Here is a 17051-nt window from a genome sequence, read left to right as displayed (position 1 = left end):
TTCTGTTATAATGGGGGACAGCATTAAATAGGCATGGAGGTTGACCATGGCACAATATACGCCGATGATAGAGCAATATTTAAAGGTAAAGGAAGGGGCTAAGGATGCCTTCCTATTTTTTAGACTGGGCGATTTCTATGAAATGTTCTTTGAAGATGCCATTTTGGCTTCCAAGGAGCTTGAGATTACGTTGACAGGCCGCGAAGGCGGGGGCGAGGAGAAAATCCCTATGTGTGGAGTGCCTTACCACGCCGCCGAGGGATATATTCAACGCCTGATAGAAAAAGGATATAAAGTCGCCATTTGTGAGCAGTTAGAGGATGCTTCAGTCACTAAAGGCATGGTGAAGCGGGATATTGTACGCGTCGTGACACCAGGAACCGTGATGGATGGAAAAATCATTGCTGACAAGAGCAATAACTACCTCGTTTGCGTCACCGAAAGTGACGGAATGATGGCATTAGCTGCCTGCGATTTAACAACTGGTGAGCTGTATGTTACTTCGGTATTATCTGGAGCCGAATGGCTGCGTGATGAGATTGGCATTTATGAACCGGCTGAGATCATCGGAGACGCTGCACTTTTGGAGATCCTGCGAAGCGAAACGCCGCTGTTAGCCAAACCTGTAGTTTACACCCCTTGGGAGAAACGCGAGGAGGAGCTGGCACGTCGTCAGTTCGGTGAAGCGGCATGGGTACGTCTAGAGAAGGAACGTGGACAATGTCTGGCGCTTCTGATCTCTTATCTGAATGAGACCCAGCGACGTTCGTTAGGGCAGCTTAGTCAGATTTCTCCTTATGAACCAGGCAATTATATGATTCTAGATCCATTTACACGCCGGAATCTTGAACTAACCGAGACGGTTCGCGAACGCTCCAAAAAAGGATCCCTGCTCTGGCTGCTGGATCGAACGGAAACGTCGATGGGCGCCCGTCTGTTGCGCCGCAGAATTGATAAGCCGCTATTGCAGCGAGCTCCGATCGAACGGCGCCTAGAGGCTGTCGATTATTTGTACAATCAGTTTATCGTTCGCGAGGACCTGCGTTTAGCGCTTAAAGAAATTTATGATTTGGAGCGTTTGGTGGGTCGTATTGCTTTTGGCAGCGCCAATGGCCGTGATATGAATGCTCTGAAATTATCGCTGGCACAAATTCCTGCATTGAAGGATTTATGTATGACCTCCGGTTCAGCTACTTTACGAGAGATCGGTGCAAGTATGGATGAATGCGCTGAGCTGCGAGAGGATATTGACCGCGCAATCGTAGAGGATGCCCCGGTGTCTGTGCGCGACGGTGGAATTATCCGTTCCGGTTATCATGAACGTTTGGACGAGCTTAGGGAAGCTAGCAGTAACGGTAAACGTTGGATCGCTGAACTGGAAGCTAAGGAAAGACAGGCCACTGGCATTAAGTCACTGAAGATCGGCTATAACAAAATCTTCGGGTATTTCATAGAGATCACCAAATCCAATCTGGCTGCACTGCCGGAAGGAAGATATGAACGTAAGCAGACGCTTGCCAACGCAGAGCGTTTTGTCACTCCTGAGCTTAAAGAGAAGGAAGCACTCATTCTTGAAGCTCAGGATAAAATGACGGATTTGGAATACAGCCTCTTTACCGAGCTGCGTGATCGCATCAGCGGGCAAATTCCCCGCCTGCAAAATCTTGCGGAAAAGGTTGCCGAGATTGATGTGTATCAATGCTTGGCGGCAGTTAGTGCCGAACATCGTTTTGTGAAGCCAGTCCTTTCGGATGGTTATGATCTTCGGCTTGAAGGGGGCCGTCATCCCGTTGTGGAGGCGGTGCTTAAAGATTCTGCTTTTATTGCAAATGGAAGCATGCTGAGTAAGGAAGAAGGTAATATTCTTCTAATTACAGGTCCTAATATGGCGGGAAAAAGTACTTACATGCGTCAGGTGGCGCTGATCTGCATCATGGCTCAGATTGGATGTTTTGTACCAGCAAACAGTGCTGAAGTTCCGCTTATAGACCGGATCTTTACTCGTATTGGAGCAGCTGATGATTTGATCGGTGGACAAAGTACATTTATGGTGGAAATGGCTGATATCCAGGTTATGACAGAGAAAGCAACAGCTCGTAGCTTGATTATTATTGATGAGCTGGGAAGAGGTACCTCGACCAGTGAAGGTATGGCCATCGCTCAGGCGGTTATTGAATATGTACATGATGTTATTTCTTGCAAAGCTCTAGTTTCGACGCATTTTCATGAATTGGCTCATTTGGAAGGAAGTCTTAAAGGACTGCGGAATTACTCTATGGCTGTTCAAGAGAGCGGTGATAAAGTTAACTTCCTGCGTAAGCTAGTTCCTGGAGCGGCTGACAGCAGCTATGGCATCTATTGTGCACGTCTTGCGGGTCTTCCTGAAGGGATTATTGACCGAGCTTATGGTCTCTTGCAGAGCATTGAGCAGGCAGCCCATCCTGGTGGTTCTGAACTTCATTACGGGGGAAGCCTCGAAAGACAGGCGGCTGTAAGAGAAGTTGCTAGCGCATCCTCGATAGCGCAAGCCGTAAGTGTCATCACTGAGGCACCTGTAGAAAATGAGGTTGTTCAGTTGTCTATCTTTGGTGAGGAAGAACCACGCAAGAATCGCAAAGGTAGTGCACATCAAGTTGCGGTAACTGAAATCCAAGAGAATCCTGCGCTAAAAGAGTTCATTTCTTCTGTGCGTGACGCTGATCTTATGAATATGACGCCGCTGCAGGCGATGAGTCTGTTGAACGAGCTGAAGATGAAGGTTAAGGATCTGCAATAAAGATTTTATAATAATTGATTGCCTAAATAAGAGGTGAATGAAATGGCCAAAATTCATATATTGGACGAGCATATTGCCAACCAGATAGCTGCGGGTGAAGTAGTAGAGCGGCCAGCTTCTGTTGTAAAGGAGCTTGTCGAGAATGCAATTGACGCTGGCAGTACAAGAATTGAGGTATCGGTAGAAGAGGGGGGCTTGCAGAGCATCCGCGTTAAAGATAATGGCTCCGGGATTGATCCTGAAGATTGCGAGACCGCCTTTTACCGGCATGCTACAAGTAAAATTCTGAATGGCCGCGATCTATTTCAAATCACAAGCTTAGGCTTCCGCGGAGAGGCACTTCCCAGTATTGCCGCGGTCTCCAAGGTATCGCTTCTAACTGCAACTGCCGATGACGGCAAAGGGCGCCTAGTAGACATTGAGGGTGGCAATCTCATGCGAAATGAGGACGCTCCTTCCGGCCGGGGAAGTGATCTTGCCGTTCGTGAATTGTTTTTTAATACGCCGGCAAGGCTGAAATATATGAAGAGTATTCAGACGGAGCTGGGCCATATCTCAGATGCCATGTACCGCATGGCGCTGGCTCATCCGGGGATCTCTTTTACCTTGCATCATAATGGCAATCAGCTGCTGCATACGCTCGGAAATGGTGATCTGCTGCAGGTCATCGCAGCTGTTTACGGAACCAATGCCGCCAAAGCAATGCTGCCGATTACGGCAGAAGACTTGGATTACCGGATTTCCGGATATATTAGTCGTCCAGAATGGACACGTTCCAATCGAAATGCAATCACTACTATTGTCGGTGGACGTTATATTCGCAGTAATGGACTGAACGCAGCAATCATGCGTGCTTATCACACCTTGCTTCCGATTAACCGTTATCCGTTATTAGTTCTTGAACTGGATATGCACCCCTCTTTGGTAGATGTCAATGTACATCCAGCAAAACTCGAGGTTAGATTCAGTAAGGAGAATGAGCTTTACACCTTTGTTGAGCAGGAGATCCGCAAAATACTGCTGGGGCAAAGTCTGATTCCACGTCCAAGCAAGGAAACAATCGGACCCAAGGGCAGCAGCTCCTTTATCCAGGAGCAATTTGCTTTTTCCAAAGGAGCTGTTCCGCCGTCATCTTCGAATGGTGATGAGAAGGATACAGCCCCTACGGGATCTGCCAGCTTCTTAAGTGGACTACAGTCATCGAACCTTGACCGTAATTCCCGTGATTTTAGCAAGGATGGTCAGGCGGATCATCAGGTAGCTCGCGAGGTAGCTCCAGCTTACGGATCAGGCTATCCGTCTTCATCTTCGCAGGGGCGCCAAACTAATGCGAATACTAGTTATTCCAATAGCTATCGCCCGCAAGAAACGTCAATGGCGCAGAAGCAGCTCCCTTCGGTTGAGAAGCTATGGGCTCCACCACAACAAGAAGAGCCTGGACTTCCGGCCTTTCCTGAGCTTAATTATATAGGCCAGCATCATGGGACCTATATTATTGCCCAGAATGATGGAGGACTCTATTTAATCGATCAGCATGCGGCACATGAACGTATTAATTACGAATACTTCTATGAAAAATTTGGTCGGCCGGAGGATGCCTCACAGGAGCTGCTACTGCCGATTACACTGGAGTTCACGCCTTCTGAAAGTCGTCAGCTTAGTGAACGTCTACATTGGTTTCAGCAGGCCGGGGTATACCTTGAGCACTTTGGCGGACAGACCTTTCTTGTTCGTTCTTTGCCCTATTGGTTTCCTGAAGGGGATGAGAAGGCGGTCGTTGAAGAAATGGCGGAGTGGGTCTTAAGCGAGCGTATGATTGATCTTGCGAAGCTACGAGAAAAGTCATCGATTCTGTGTTCATGTAAAGCCTCGATTAAGGCCAACCATAAACTAACAGAACAGGAAGTGGAGGCTCTGTTGTCCCGACTGGCAGAGTGCAAACAACCGTATACTTGCCCACATGGACGGCCGATTGTGATCTCTTTTTCAACCTATGATTTAGAGAAATTGTTCAAGCGGGTTATGTAATTATACATTTTTTGAAATTTGTTAAGAGCAAGACTGGAGGCACCATGATTATAACTACGGGGTATAGCCCGATAATGGAAATAGTAGAACGCGCGCAAAGCCTTGCGGAGAGAACGGGTTGTAGTTATGCTCCACGTGAGAAGCTCTCCATTACAAGGATGGTTGAACATTACGGAGATGAGGATATTCTGATTCTATCTCAGGACGCTGTTCGACTACACCGCTTAGGAATGGAGCCTATGGAGTTTCATCCGAGCATGGGCTTCGTTCGCGCTAAACGAATTCTAAAGGGTGAGATCGAGCCGATGCTTGTTGCGGCTCGAATGCTTCCCGGAGATAGCGTATTGGATTGTACAGCTGGATTAGGAGCTGACTCCTTACTGTTTGCTGTACATGGTGGTGAGTCCTCAGAGGTAACCGCTTTGGAGAGCTCATTACCGCTGTACGCACTGCTCAGTGAAGGGATGTCTCATTACACCTCTGGGCAAGTAAAGGTCAATGAGGCTTTACGCAGAGTTAATGTCGTGCATAGTGAACATTTGGTTTATTTACGGTCTCAACCAGATCGAAGTGTGGATATTGTTTATTTTGATCCTATGTTTCGCGTGCCACTGACGGGTTCTGCCTCGATTTCCCCGCTGCGGCAATTCGCTAACCGTGCAGCCTTATCGACAGAGAGTGTAGCCGAAGCGGTTAGGGTCGCCCGTAAGACTGTTCTTTTAAAAGAAAAGGCTTTGAGTGGCGAATTTGAACGCCTAGGGTTTACTGAGCTGCTCCGAAGCAACTCCAAAACATCGTACGGGGTGATACACATTGACAACTAAAGAAAGGCATAAGGTTCTAGTGCTGTTAGGACCAACTGCCGTAGGCAAAACCCGGTTAAGTCTGGAGCTGGCAGCGGCTTATAACGCTGAGATTATTTCCGGCGATTCGATGCAGGTTTATCGTGGCATGGATATTGGTACAGCTAAGATTACACCCGCCGAAATGAACGGCATTCCCCATCACCTGATCGATATTCATGATCCGCAGGATGCGTATTCTGCCGCTGAATTTCAAGAGCAGGGCACTAGACTCATCGAGGAGATAAGCGCTAGAGGGAAGCTTCCCTTTATCGTAGGGGGGACTGGACTGTATATTGAGTCTTTATGTTACGGCTTTCAGTTCTCGGAAGCAGTGGCTGATGAAGCTTTCCGTAAAGAGCAGGATCAATTTGCGGAAGAACATGGAGCGCTTGCACTGCATGCCAGACTCGAGGCGGTTGATCCAGTCAGCGCAGCCAAACTTCATCCTAACGACCGTCGCAGAATTATCCGTGCACTGGAAATTCAACACCAGACAAACACTACACTTTCCGCTTCTCATGCTGCTCAAAAGAAGGAATCTCCCTATGACTTATGTCTCATAGGTTTGACAATGGACCGGAAAATACTATATAAACGTATTGAGGACCGAATTGATAGCATGCTGGCGGATGGTCTCGTTGCTGAGGTGAAGGGACTGCTGGATAACGGTTACAGCAGAAGCCTTGTGTCCATGCAGGGATTGGGTTACAAGGAAATTGCCGCTTACCTGGCGGGAGAGCTGACGCTGGAAGAAGCTGTGATACTGCTTAAACGCGATACTCGCCGATTCGCCAAAAGACAGTTGTCATGGTTTCGCCACATGAAGGAAATCGAGTGGATCGATGTCGAAGGTGAACAAAACTTTTCTGAGAATTTCTCAAAAATACGTGGTATAATAGCAGGAAAGTTTCTCTCAGGTCTTGAATATACTTCTGAACAATCTAATTGAACCATTGGGGGTACGTCATATGAACAAGTCCATTAACATCCAAGATACATTCTTGAACCAACTACGCAAAGAAAATATCCCTGCTACGGTATATCTGACCAACGGTTTTCAAATCCGGGGAATAATTAAAGCATTCGACAATTTTACAATCGTCATTGACAGTGATGGACGCCAGCAAATGGTGTATAAACACGCAATTTCCACGTTCACACCACAGCGTAGTGTATCACTGATGCAAGACAGCAGTAGTGAAGAATAACATTTATCAAAAATGAATTGAAACCTTTCTTGTTTATAAATCGTTTGAATAGAGTGTGAGAGAGCAACCTGTGAAGGTTGTTCTTTTCATTCATGGCAGACCATTTATGTTTATTTCCGAAAGGGAGTCAGGAGGCATTATGTCTAGAGACGATACATCCAGGACGAATCACAATAGAGATAGAGGATCGTCCAGTTCCAAATCAAAACCAAAATCAAAAACAAAAAAGAAAAAGAAATTTTTGACGAAGAAGCGTGTGCTGTGGAGCTTGTTCTTCGCTACGGCATTGGCCATTTTCTGTGCATTAGGTGGATATCTGTTCATTATGCTAAATGGTCAAAAGCTTCTGCTTGAGAACCAGGATAAGCTAACAGTGAATGAAACGACTAAGGTATATGACCGCAATGCTAATTTAATCGGCGAATTATCACTGGAGAAAAGTGATCCAGTAGAGTATGAAGAAATTCCACCGTTATTGGTTAACGCTTTTGTAGCCACAGAGGATAAACGTTTCTTCGAACATTCTGGTGTGGATTTATGGTCGATTGGCCGGGCAGCAGTAAAGGATATAGCCGCACGAAGTATGGTAGAGGGCGGTAGTACCATTACTCAACAGCTCGCCAAAAACATCTTCCTGACACGGGACAAGACGTTTTTCCGTAAAGCAACTGAGGTGTCGATTGCCGTAGCCCTGGAGAATCAGAAATCTAAAGAAGAGATTATTACCATGTATCTGAACCGGATTAACTTCGGGGGTACAATTTACGGAATTAAAGCAGCATCAGTAAGATATTTTGGTAAAAGTGATTTGAGTCAGCTTAAGGTTTGGGAAATCGCGACATTGGCGGCCATGCCAAAAGGCCCGTCTCGTTACAACCCGCTGCGTAACCCTGATCTTTCGAAGGAACGCCGGGCAGTAGTGCTTCAGCTTATGTATGAGCAAGGGTACATTACGGAGCAGGAAAGAGACGAAGCAAAAGCCGTAGATTATAACTATAAGCCGCCAGAAAAGAAACAGCGTTATCAAGCATTTATTGATTTTGCAGTAGATGAGGCGGAAGAAAAATTTGGATTGTCAGAAGATGATCTGAATATCGGCGGATACAAAATTTACACTACCATGGATAAGCATGCTCAAGAAACGGTTGAAGATGCTTTTGCAGATAGTGATAATTTTGAAAAGAGTGTAGATGAAGAGCTGGTACAAGGCTCGATGACGATTGTGAATCAGGAGAATGGCAGCATTGTCGCACTCCTTGGCGGACGGAATTATGAGAAAAAAGGCTACAGTCGTGTAACTGGCAGCCGTCGTTCTCCAGGTTCTGCTTTCAAACCAATTGTCTCTTATGCTCCAGCGCTGGAAACTGGGAAATTCACCATGAATTCAACGCTAAGCAACGAGAAGCAATGTTTCGCGAACTATTGTCCAACCAACCTGCACGGATATTCTAAGAGCATCAACATGAGTGATGCCATTCAGAAATCAGAGAATATTCCGGCTGTTTGGCTGCTCAATGAAATTGGTGTGAATACCGGATTTAAATTTGCCAAGAAACTAGGCATTGGATTGGAAGATGAGGATAAGAACCTCTCGCTGGCTCTTGGAGGCATGAGCAAAGGGACCAATACGCTGGAAATGGCGCAAGCCTACAGCGCTTTTGCAAATGGCGGCGAACTAAGAGAGGCTTATTCCATTAAATCCATCTCTGACAGCAGTGGTGAGACGGTCTACAAAGCGAATACAACGCCTGAGCGAGTGATGAGTAAGGAAACAGCTTATCAAATGACTGAGATGATGCAGAAGGTCGTGGAGAGCGGTACGGGTAGAAAAGCTAGGATTGACCGTCCTGTTGCCGGTAAGACCGGTACGACGCAAAGTGGATATTCTGGAATCAGCTCGAACCGTGATGTATGGTTTGTAGGCTATACGCCAGAATGGACTGCAGCAGTCTGGATGGGTTACGACAAGCCAAGTAAAAAGCATCTGCTTAAGAACAGCAGTCCGCTTGCCGCTGCTTTCTGGGGTAAGGTCATGGAGGAAGCGCTGAAGGATGTTCCTAAGAAATCCTTCCCGCAGCTCGATAACGAGATTGCTCCTGAGCCTACTGAAACACCAGAAACAGCTCAGACCGTTACTGGACTATCAGCAGCATATGATCCTTCTACGATGACTGTAAATCTCAATTGGGAGGCAGTTCCTGTTGCCGGCGTTGAGTATCGTATTTATCGTAGAGAGACATCGGAAGCTGAATTTGGCTCACTGTTAAATACAGTGACTACCAGCGCAGGCGATTTTAGTGCACTGCCTGGTTTGGTTTACGAGTATTATGTAACTTCTTATGACCCTGCGCTAAAAGTGGAGAGCGAACCCTCCAATGTGGTTAGTGTATCCGTGCAGGATGAAATGCCGACCCCTGAACCCACCATAGATCCTAATCTTCCGACCCCGACCCCAGAGGACGGTGGCAACAACGGAGAGAATGGAAATGGTGGCAATAACGGAGGCGGCAATGAGGGAGGCGGAAATGACGGCGGTACTACAATCCCTGAAATCACCCCGCCACCGCCAACACCAATGCCGACCCCAACTCCAGAACCCACTATCGGTGGAGAGGGTTCCGGCGATGAGAGTGGGAATGTATCCACAAACCCTGATCCAGAGACAGGTTTTGTGAACGGGGATTCTTCCACTCAATAAAACGAATTTGAATTTCGAACAATAGCTTTATCCATGGCAGTCCAGCTTTGCTTTATTTATAGAGCGAAGCTGGACTGCCGTTTTTATTAGGTTTAGAAGAAAAATTTCTTGTATTTTGCGGGATATTTTGAGTGTATCCTCTAAATGTGTTAAGCTGAATAGACCATACTGGAGAGGGTAATTTCTATGAAACGTAAATTCGGAGACCGGGCCAACTGGCGCCGGATTACGCGTCGCCATTTTGCCTGCCGCTATGTGGAGAGCCGGGAATTCAGCGGATATATTACGCTTTATACCATCTACGGGCTGAAAGAACCACTGTGGAAGAGCTATGGACGACATACATATCGTATTGCAGATAAAGGTTATTCCTGGCTGCAATATTTTCCGAAAGATAGTCACTATATTGTGACGGCTATGTTCGACGAAAAACAAAATATTGTTCAATGGTACATAGACACCTGTAAAGTGCAAGGCGTTACTGACCAAGGTGTGCCTTGGTTTGACGATTTGTATCTGGACGTGGTAGTACTTTGGAACGGCGAGGTGTTTTTGCTCGATGAGGATGAACTGGAGGAAGCACTGGAGAGGCAAGACATCTCAGAAAACGATTATAAGCTAGCCTGGGAGACTGCCCATAATATTTTACGTGGCATCGATGCTCATGCTTTCCCTTATTTCTCACTCTCTTTGAAACATCGTGCCGAATTATTTCATCATGGAGAATTCAGGAGGAAATAAAGATGGAATGGTACGTTTATGGAAGAGACTCTTCCCCGATTCGGATTGTTCGCAAAAAACGCCGAATTTGGTCTAAACGAACGTTGCTTATTGCTTTAATGGTTATTGTTGTAGTTGGTTTGTTGTGGTGTGCGTACGCATTGAGGAATATCAATAAAGCTGCAACGACAGATCCTATGCTCAAAGCCGATACAGGGATCATTCTTGGCATGTCTATGTGGGGAGATGAACCTAGCCCGGGATTGAAGGAACGATTGGATTACGGGCTTAAGCTTTACCAAGAGGGGATGTTCCCGCATTTCATAGTTTCTGGAGGTTTGGATAAACCTGATCTGAAATATACCGAAGGTCAAGGTATGCGCAATTATTTAGTAGCTCATGGAGTTCCGGATAGCGCCATTTCTGTTGAAAATAAAGCTACCAGCACTTACGAGAATCTTCTGTATAGCAAAGCAATTATGACAAGTGAGGGATTGTCCTCAGCAATTATTATTACGCATACATATCATGGATGGCGTTCACACGAAATCGCGGACGAGCTCGGTTATGTGAATCCTGAACTGGGGCTTACTGAATCCACTGTTCTGTCGATGACAAGGCATAAGTCGCGTGAAATTCTAGCCTATACGAAATGGAAAATCCAGCAGTTGTTCCTGTAATTGTTCTCAATTATCAGAATCTTCTAATAACGCTTCCTATTCCGGAAGAGACTTGATTAGAAAAGCCAGCCCCCAAATGGACTAAACTCTAAATGGGGGCTATTTGTTATTTGTAGATCAAAAATAATGGGGTTGTGAAATGATAAAAAAATAAATGTCTGCTTATGACTTTTATGCATTTCGGTCATTCTATCCTCGTGTACCATCGTAGAAGATGCGAGAGATAGCAGGGAATCCAATGTCGAAACCCCATTCTTTAAAACAAGTGCATGATGTTATTCAGTTATTGCATATAATGCTCTAACGAGGTGATTACAATGGGTGAAGAAAATTTAAGAAAGATAACCATTAATGATTCCAGAATGAATATAACTTTCAAAAATCAAGACCCAACAAATATTACGAATGAAACATTGGAGAGCGCGCTGGCTCAAAATAATCATTTAGAATCTACAAAAGAAATCCTGCAAGAGCTTCATGAGCTTATCGGTCTTGAAAAGGTGAAGGATCTCATATATGAAATTCATGCGCTTATCCAAGTGGAAAAAATGAGACAAGAACTGGGGTTAAATGTAGTTAATCAGGTTTATCATATGTTGTTTAAAGGCAACCCCGGGACTGGAAAGACAACTGTAGCAAGAATCGTTGCCAAGCTGTTAAAGAATATGGGCATATTAAGTAAAGGTCAATTAATCGAAGTAGAGAGAGCGGATTTAGTGGGGGAATACATAGGGCATACAGCTCAAAAGACCAGAGACCTTGTTAAGAAGGCTATGGGTGGCGTATTATTCATTGACGAGGCTTATAGCTTGGCTAGAGGCGGAGATAAGGATTTTGGAAAAGAGGCAATCGACTGTCTTGTAAAGGTTATGGAGGACAGGAATGATGATCTCATCATTATCTTAGCGGGTTATCCAAATGAAATGGAGATGTTCATGGAGGCTAATACCGGGCTTCCCTCACGATTTCCAATTCAACTCGATTTTCAGGACTACACAACAGATGAACTGATATTGATTGCACATAAAATGGCTGCTGAAAGAGACTATATAATTACTCCAGAAACAAACGGGAAACTAAAAGAGTTAATCCTTAATGAGAAAATTATTGAAGAAAACTTTAGTAATGCCCGTTATGTACGCAATATCCTCGAACAGGCAATCCGCCATCAAGCGGTTAGATTAATAAGCAGGCATGTCAAAATTTCTAAACAATCTTTGATGGAGATCTTACCGAGAGACCTTGTTCTTCCGGTCGATGATTATTCAAAAGGGGAGAGTATAATCTCTTAAATAAATTGACACCGGCTAAGTTTATACGTGCTTAGTCGGTTTATCTTTTATAAAAGATTGAAGATTATCATAATGAAAATGCGGACAGAATGGTGAGCCGTTCCATTATCAGCCTATATTACCAATGAAACTTATGATAAAATGTTTTGAAGCGCTGTGAATGAACAGGTTCATCTGTATAACATCAGCAAGAAGTGAAAAACTGATTAAATGGTACACAAAGATTCTATTACCGTCATAAGGAGCATGAATAAATGGCAATAACTACGCATGATACAGAAACGGATATTCAAGATCGGGCGATATTGGTCACTCTCGTCACAGATAAAATTAAACGTACCGGTATTGACCCAGAGCTTTCTCTGCAGGAATTAGTACAATTAGCAGAAACAGCAGGTGTTGAAGTCCTGGATGTGTTGCGTCAGAATAAGGAAACACCGGATTCGAAATGGTTTATCGGGAAAGGTAAGGTAGAAGAGCTCCGCATGGCCGCTGATGGTCTTGGAGCTAATACGGCTATTTTTGATCAGGAATTATCTGGAGCGCAGGTACGGAACCTTGAAGAGTCTCTGGATCTGAAGATTATTGATCGGACGCAGCTCATTTTGGATATTTTTGCTGGGCGGGCCAAAACACGAGAGGGTATTATTCAAGTAGAGCTGGCACAGCTGTCCTATCTTTTGCCGCGGTTATCCGGTCAAGGCAAAAACTTATCCAGATTAGGCGGGGGTATAGGAACCAGAGGGCCAGGTGAAAGTAAGCTTGAGACCGATCGCCGTCATATTCGCGGTCGGATTACGGAGTTGAAACGCCAGTTGGATGAGGTAGTTAAAACCCGTGAATTGCACCGTGAACGCCGCCGTAAGGCAGGGGCAGTGCAGGTTGCTCTAGTCGGCTACACGAATGCTGGTAAATCGACGCTGCTTAAGCAGCTTACGGATGCGGATGTTTATATTGAGAATCAATTGTTTGCTACGCTTGACCCTACTTCACGTGTGCTTCAACTAACGGGTGGCAAAGAGGTAGTGCTTACGGATACTGTAGGCTTCATTCAGAATCTTCCGCATGATCTTGTAGCATCTTTCCGCGCAACGCTGGAGGAAGTCAATGAGGCCAATCTGGTGTTGCATGTAGTGGATGCCTCATCTCCAATGCGTGAGGAGCAGATGGAGATTGTACAAACTATTTTGCAGGACTTAGGGGCAGCTAGCAAACCGCAAATAGTACTTTTTAATAAAATCGATCTATGTGAGCCTGAGCAACTGGAAATGCTGCCAACAGGCATAGGGTTTTTGAAAATCAGTGCGTTTAACCCGGAGGATTTAACCCGGATTATTGAAATTATCTCTGATGAGTTGGCTGGAGATACGCTGAATTTTCGCATTCCTGGAGACCGAGGCGATATTTCTTCCCTGCTTTACAGAGTAGGTGAGGTTCTGGAAACCACCTATGATGAGAACGATGTTATCTATAACGTCCGTCTTAATAAAGAGGATTATGATAAATGGGGTTACATGCTTGCTGATTTTGTGGACCAGCCGTAATCTTCTTTGTTCCCCTAAAGTGGAAATGCTTGTTGTATAGGTATAAAATAATAGCTAATGACAAAAAGCGTCAGGCAACTGTCGCTTTCTGTCATTATGATGGCAAGTAAATGTAAGGAGCGAATAAGAACTAATGGCAGTTTTTGCAGAAGATATTTTAGGAGCGGCAGAGTCCGCAGAAGTTGAAATCGAAGGTGCAGTCAAAGCTCTTGATCGAATTGTCGATAAGAATCAATGGAAGGTTATTGAAGCGTTTCAACGTCATCAGGTCAGTGATTATCATTTTGCGGGTTCAACGGGGTATGCTTACAACGACCGTGGACGCGAAGTGCTGGATCTTGTCTATGCTGACGTTTTTGGTGCGGAATCAGCCTTGGTGCGCCCGCATTTTGCTTCAGGAACACATACCATTTCAACAGCCCTCTTTGGTGTGCTGCGACCAGGAGACGAGCTTTTATACATCACAGGTCGTCCGTACGATACCTTACACAAGGTGATTGGCCAAGCAGGAGATGGGACAGGCTCACTCGCAGACTTCGGAATTACATATCGGGAAGTTGCCCTTACATCAGAGGGTAAGATTGATTGGGAAGAGGTAACTCTCTCTATCAATGAGAAAACTAAAGTAATTGGAATCCAAAGATCGCGTGGTTATGATTGGCGTGCTTCCTTCACAGTAGCCGAAATAGGTGACATGACAGCGAGAGTGAAGTCATTGAAACCGGATGTTATTGTGTTCGTTGATAATTGCTATGGTGAGTTTACTGAAGAGCTTGAGCCTCCACAGGTTGGAGCGGATCTAGTAGCGGGTTCATTAATTAAAAATCCTGGAGGTGGAATTGCTGAGACGGGTGGATACATCTGTGGGCGCAGAGATCTAGTAGAGCTTACAGCGTACCGTCTTACAGCTCCTGGTATCGGTGGCGAGGTAGGCGCAATGTTAGGAACTACCCGCGGGTTATACCAAGGCCTATTCATGGCTCCGCATACAGTTGGACAAGCCCTTAAAGGCAGTATTTTTGCGGCAGCTGTATTTCAACGCTGCGGATTTGAGACGAAACCAGCGTGGAATGAACCTCGTACAGATTTGATTCAGGCGGTTTCCTTCGATGGACCGGATCACTTGATTGCCTTCGTGCAGGGAATTCAACGTGCTGCGGCGGTAGACAGCCATGTAGTTCCAGAACCATGGGATATGCCGGGATATGAACATCCTGTCATCATGGCGGCAGGTACGTTTATACAAGGTGGTAGCTTAGAGTTATCGGCAGATGCGCCTATCCGTGCGCCTTATATTGGCTATATGCAAGGGGGATTAACCTACTCCCATGTCAAATATGGCGTTTTGATGGCACTCCAAAGTATGCGTGATCGAAAATTACTGTCAGAAAATCTTACACACCATTGACACGCTGTATTAGGAAATGTACAATGAGATCAGAAAAAGATCATTGGAAGGTTGGATGAGTCATGGGTGATGAAATCCGCAGAAATATGGCATTATTTCCTATTGGAATTGTAATGAAGTTAACTGATTTATCTGCAAGACAAATTCGTTATTATGAACAGCACAGTCTAATCGTACCTGCACGTACCTCTGGGAATCAACGTTTGTTCTCTTTTAATGATGTTGAGCGCCTATTAGAAATTAAGGCCTTGATTGAAAAGGGTGTTAACATTGCTGGCATCAAGCAAGTAATGAACCCAGTCTCGAAGGAATCCGAAGAAGCTACAGTGATTACCCCTGACACAGAGGTTAGACGTAGAGAGCTATCAGATTCGCAGCTTCACCGTTTGCTGAAGCAAGAACTAGTTTCCGGTAAAAGACCGGGACAGGTATCGCTTATTCAAGGTGAGTTATCCCGGTTTTTTAATAAATAATAATATACAGAGTTTTGAAAGGGAGAGGATCACGTGAGCTTTTCTAAAGAGGATATTTTACGCATTGCCAAGGAAGAGAATGTTCGTTTCATTCGTCTGCAATTTACAGATCTGTTAGGTACTATCAAGAATGTAGAGATTCCGGTTAGCCAATTGGAAAAAGCACTCGACAACAAAATGATGTTTGATGGTTCCTCCATCGAAGGTTATGTACGGATTGAAGAATCCGATATGTATCTCTTCCCAGACCTTGATACTTGGGTAATCTTCCCTTGGGTGACTGATAGCCGTGTTGCACGTCTGATTTGTGACGTGTATATGCCGGATGGTACTCCATTTGCTGGAGACCCACGTGGTATCCTGAAGCGTTGTCTGAAGGAAGCCGAAGAAATGGGCTTTACAGCGATGAATGTTGGACCTGAACCTGAATTCTTCTTGTTCAAAACAGACGAAAGAGGTAACCCAACTACAGAATTGAATGACCAAGGTGGTTATTTCGACTTAGCTCCTACAGACTTAGGGGAAAACTGCCGTCGTGAAATCGTATTGACCCTTGAAGAAATGGGCTTTGAAATCGAAGCTTCCCACCATGAAGTGGCTTCCGGCCAGCATGAAATTGATTTCAAATATGCAGACGCGATCACTTCTGCTGACCAAATTCAAACCTTTAAGCTCGTTGTGAAGACGGTTGCCCGTCAACATGGCTTGCATGCAACTTTTATGCCTAAACCATTGTTTGGTATTAACGGATCTGGTATGCACGCTCACCAATCCTTGTTTAATGGCAAAGAAAACATGTTCTACGATGAAAGTGACAAGCTAGGTCTGAGCAAAACTGCACGTTATTATATGGCTGGTATTTTGAAGCACGCTCGTGCTTTTGCAGCGATTACTAACCCAACAGTGAACTCTTACAAACGCCTTGTTCCTGGTTATGAAGCACCTTGTTACGTAGCTTGGTCTGCAAGTAACCGTAGCCCGATGATTCGTATCCCAGCTTCGAGAGGGCTTAGCACACGTGTTGAAGTTCGTAACCCGGACCCGGCAGCTAACCCATACCTCGCACTTGCTGTTATGTTGAAAGCAGGGCTAGACGGAATTAAGCGTAAGCTTGATCTTCCAGCTCCAATTGACCGTAACATCTATGTGATGTCTGAGGAAGAGCGTATTGAAGAAGGCATCCCAAGCTTGCCATCCGATTTGAAAGAAGCGCTAAGCGAAATGATCCGCAGCCATGTAATTACCGAAGCTCTCGGCGAACATGCGCTGGCTCACTTCTACGAGCTGAAAGAAATCGAATGGGATATCTATCGTACACAAGTTCATGAGTGGGAAAGAAACCAATACATGACGCTTTACTAGAACCTTTAAACCCTTGG

Annotated in this window: 13 protein-coding genes; all 13 read left to right on the top strand. The window is 45.2% G+C overall.

Annotation, left to right across the window (positions count from 1 at the left end; translation table 11 throughout):
* Positions 1-46: 46 nt before the first annotated feature.
* The 13 genes from mutS to glnA all read left to right on the top strand — a co-directional run bounded on the left by mutS (position 47) and on the right by glnA (position 17034).
* Positions 47-2776, top strand: a complete 2730-nt coding sequence (mutS, locus tag MKY14_RS08235) for a DNA mismatch repair protein MutS (protein ID WP_340976264.1) — start codon at positions 47-49, stop codon at positions 2774-2776.
* Between the two features lie 42 nt (positions 2777-2818).
* A complete protein-coding gene (gene mutL / locus MKY14_RS08230; protein ID WP_340976263.1) occupies positions 2819-4804 on the top strand; it encodes a DNA mismatch repair endonuclease MutL in 1986 nt (661 codons plus the stop codon).
* Between the two features lie 44 nt (positions 4805-4848).
* Positions 4849-5628 (top strand): class I SAM-dependent methyltransferase, encoded by a 780-nt coding sequence (locus MKY14_RS08225; protein WP_340976262.1) that lies wholly within the window; start codon positions 4849-4851, stop codon positions 5626-5628.
* Positions 5618-6598: a tRNA (adenosine(37)-N6)-dimethylallyltransferase MiaA gene (gene miaA / locus MKY14_RS08220; RefSeq protein WP_175619957.1), complete on the top strand. Its 981-nt coding sequence runs from the start codon at positions 5618-5620 to the stop codon at positions 6596-6598. The genes MKY14_RS08225 and miaA overlap by 11 nt, the downstream gene beginning before the upstream one ends.
* Before the next feature lie 19 nt (positions 6599-6617).
* Entirely contained in the window at positions 6618-6857 is a 240-nt protein-coding gene (gene hfq / locus MKY14_RS08215; protein ID WP_036687741.1) for an RNA chaperone Hfq, read from the top strand.
* A 139-nt stretch (positions 6858-6996) separates the two neighbouring features.
* Entirely contained in the window at positions 6997-9555 is a 2559-nt protein-coding gene (locus tag MKY14_RS08210) for a transglycosylase domain-containing protein (RefSeq protein WP_076302618.1), read from the top strand.
* A 186-nt stretch (positions 9556-9741) separates the two neighbouring features.
* A complete protein-coding gene (locus MKY14_RS08205) occupies positions 9742-10296 on the top strand; it encodes a DUF402 domain-containing protein (protein WP_340976261.1) in 555 nt (184 codons plus the stop codon).
* A 2-nt stretch (positions 10297-10298) separates the two neighbouring features.
* Positions 10299-10955, top strand: coding sequence for a YdcF family protein (locus MKY14_RS08200; protein ID WP_076279293.1), 657 nt, complete (start codon positions 10299-10301; stop codon positions 10953-10955).
* A 317-nt stretch (positions 10956-11272) separates the two neighbouring features.
* The gene (locus tag MKY14_RS08195) at positions 11273-12247 is read left to right on the top strand and encodes an AAA family ATPase (protein ID WP_076098759.1); all 975 of its coding nucleotides are present in this window, start codon (positions 11273-11275) and stop codon (positions 12245-12247) included.
* Between the two features lie 254 nt (positions 12248-12501).
* Positions 12502-13791 (top strand): GTPase HflX, encoded by a 1290-nt coding sequence (hflX, locus tag MKY14_RS08190; protein WP_076308353.1) that lies wholly within the window; start codon positions 12502-12504, stop codon positions 13789-13791.
* Between the two features lie 133 nt (positions 13792-13924).
* Positions 13925-15199 (top strand): methionine gamma-lyase family protein, encoded by a 1275-nt coding sequence (locus MKY14_RS08185; protein WP_340976260.1) that lies wholly within the window; start codon positions 13925-13927, stop codon positions 15197-15199.
* Positions 15200-15261: 62 nt separating this feature from the next.
* Positions 15262-15672, top strand: a complete 411-nt coding sequence (locus MKY14_RS08180; protein ID WP_019910684.1) for a MerR family transcriptional regulator — start codon at positions 15262-15264, stop codon at positions 15670-15672.
* A 33-nt stretch (positions 15673-15705) separates the two neighbouring features.
* On the top strand, positions 15706-17034 hold the full coding sequence (gene glnA / locus MKY14_RS08175) for a type I glutamate--ammonia ligase (protein ID WP_036687730.1): 1329 nt from the start codon (positions 15706-15708) through the stop codon (positions 17032-17034).
* Positions 17035-17051: the final 17 nt, after the last annotated feature.

The organism is Paenibacillus sp. FSL R5-0887 (assembly GCF_038002305.1).
In the GTDB taxonomy this organism is placed as follows: domain Bacteria; phylum Bacillota; class Bacilli; order Paenibacillales; family Paenibacillaceae; genus Paenibacillus_AQ; species Paenibacillus_AQ odorifer.
This window is presented reverse-complemented; position numbering and strand designations above follow the sequence as displayed.

Excerpts from the sequence above, each read along its gene's own strand:
- mutS (WP_340976264.1), top strand. The coding sequence starts at position 47 with ATGGCACAATATACGCCGATGATAGAGCAATATTTAAAGGTAAAGGAA.
- mutL (WP_340976263.1), top strand. The coding sequence starts at position 2,819 with ATGGCCAAAATTCATATATTGGACGAGCATATTGCCAACCAGATAGCT.
- MKY14_RS08225 (WP_340976262.1), top strand. The coding sequence starts at position 4,849 with ATGATTATAACTACGGGGTATAGCCCGATAATGGAAATAGTAGAACGC.
- hfq (WP_036687741.1), top strand. The coding sequence starts at position 6,618 with ATGAACAAGTCCATTAACATCCAAGATACATTCTTGAACCAACTACGC.
- MKY14_RS08210 (WP_076302618.1), top strand. The coding sequence starts at position 6,997 with ATGTCTAGAGACGATACATCCAGGACGAATCACAATAGAGATAGAGGA.
- MKY14_RS08205 (WP_340976261.1), top strand. The coding sequence starts at position 9,742 with ATGAAACGTAAATTCGGAGACCGGGCCAACTGGCGCCGGATTACGCGT.
- MKY14_RS08200 (WP_076279293.1), top strand. The coding sequence starts at position 10,299 with ATGGAATGGTACGTTTATGGAAGAGACTCTTCCCCGATTCGGATTGTT.
- MKY14_RS08195 (WP_076098759.1), top strand. The coding sequence starts at position 11,273 with ATGGGTGAAGAAAATTTAAGAAAGATAACCATTAATGATTCCAGAATG.
- hflX (WP_076308353.1), top strand. The coding sequence starts at position 12,502 with ATGGCAATAACTACGCATGATACAGAAACGGATATTCAAGATCGGGCG.
- MKY14_RS08185 (WP_340976260.1), top strand. The coding sequence starts at position 13,925 with ATGGCAGTTTTTGCAGAAGATATTTTAGGAGCGGCAGAGTCCGCAGAA.
- MKY14_RS08180 (WP_019910684.1), top strand. The coding sequence starts at position 15,262 with ATGGGTGATGAAATCCGCAGAAATATGGCATTATTTCCTATTGGAATT.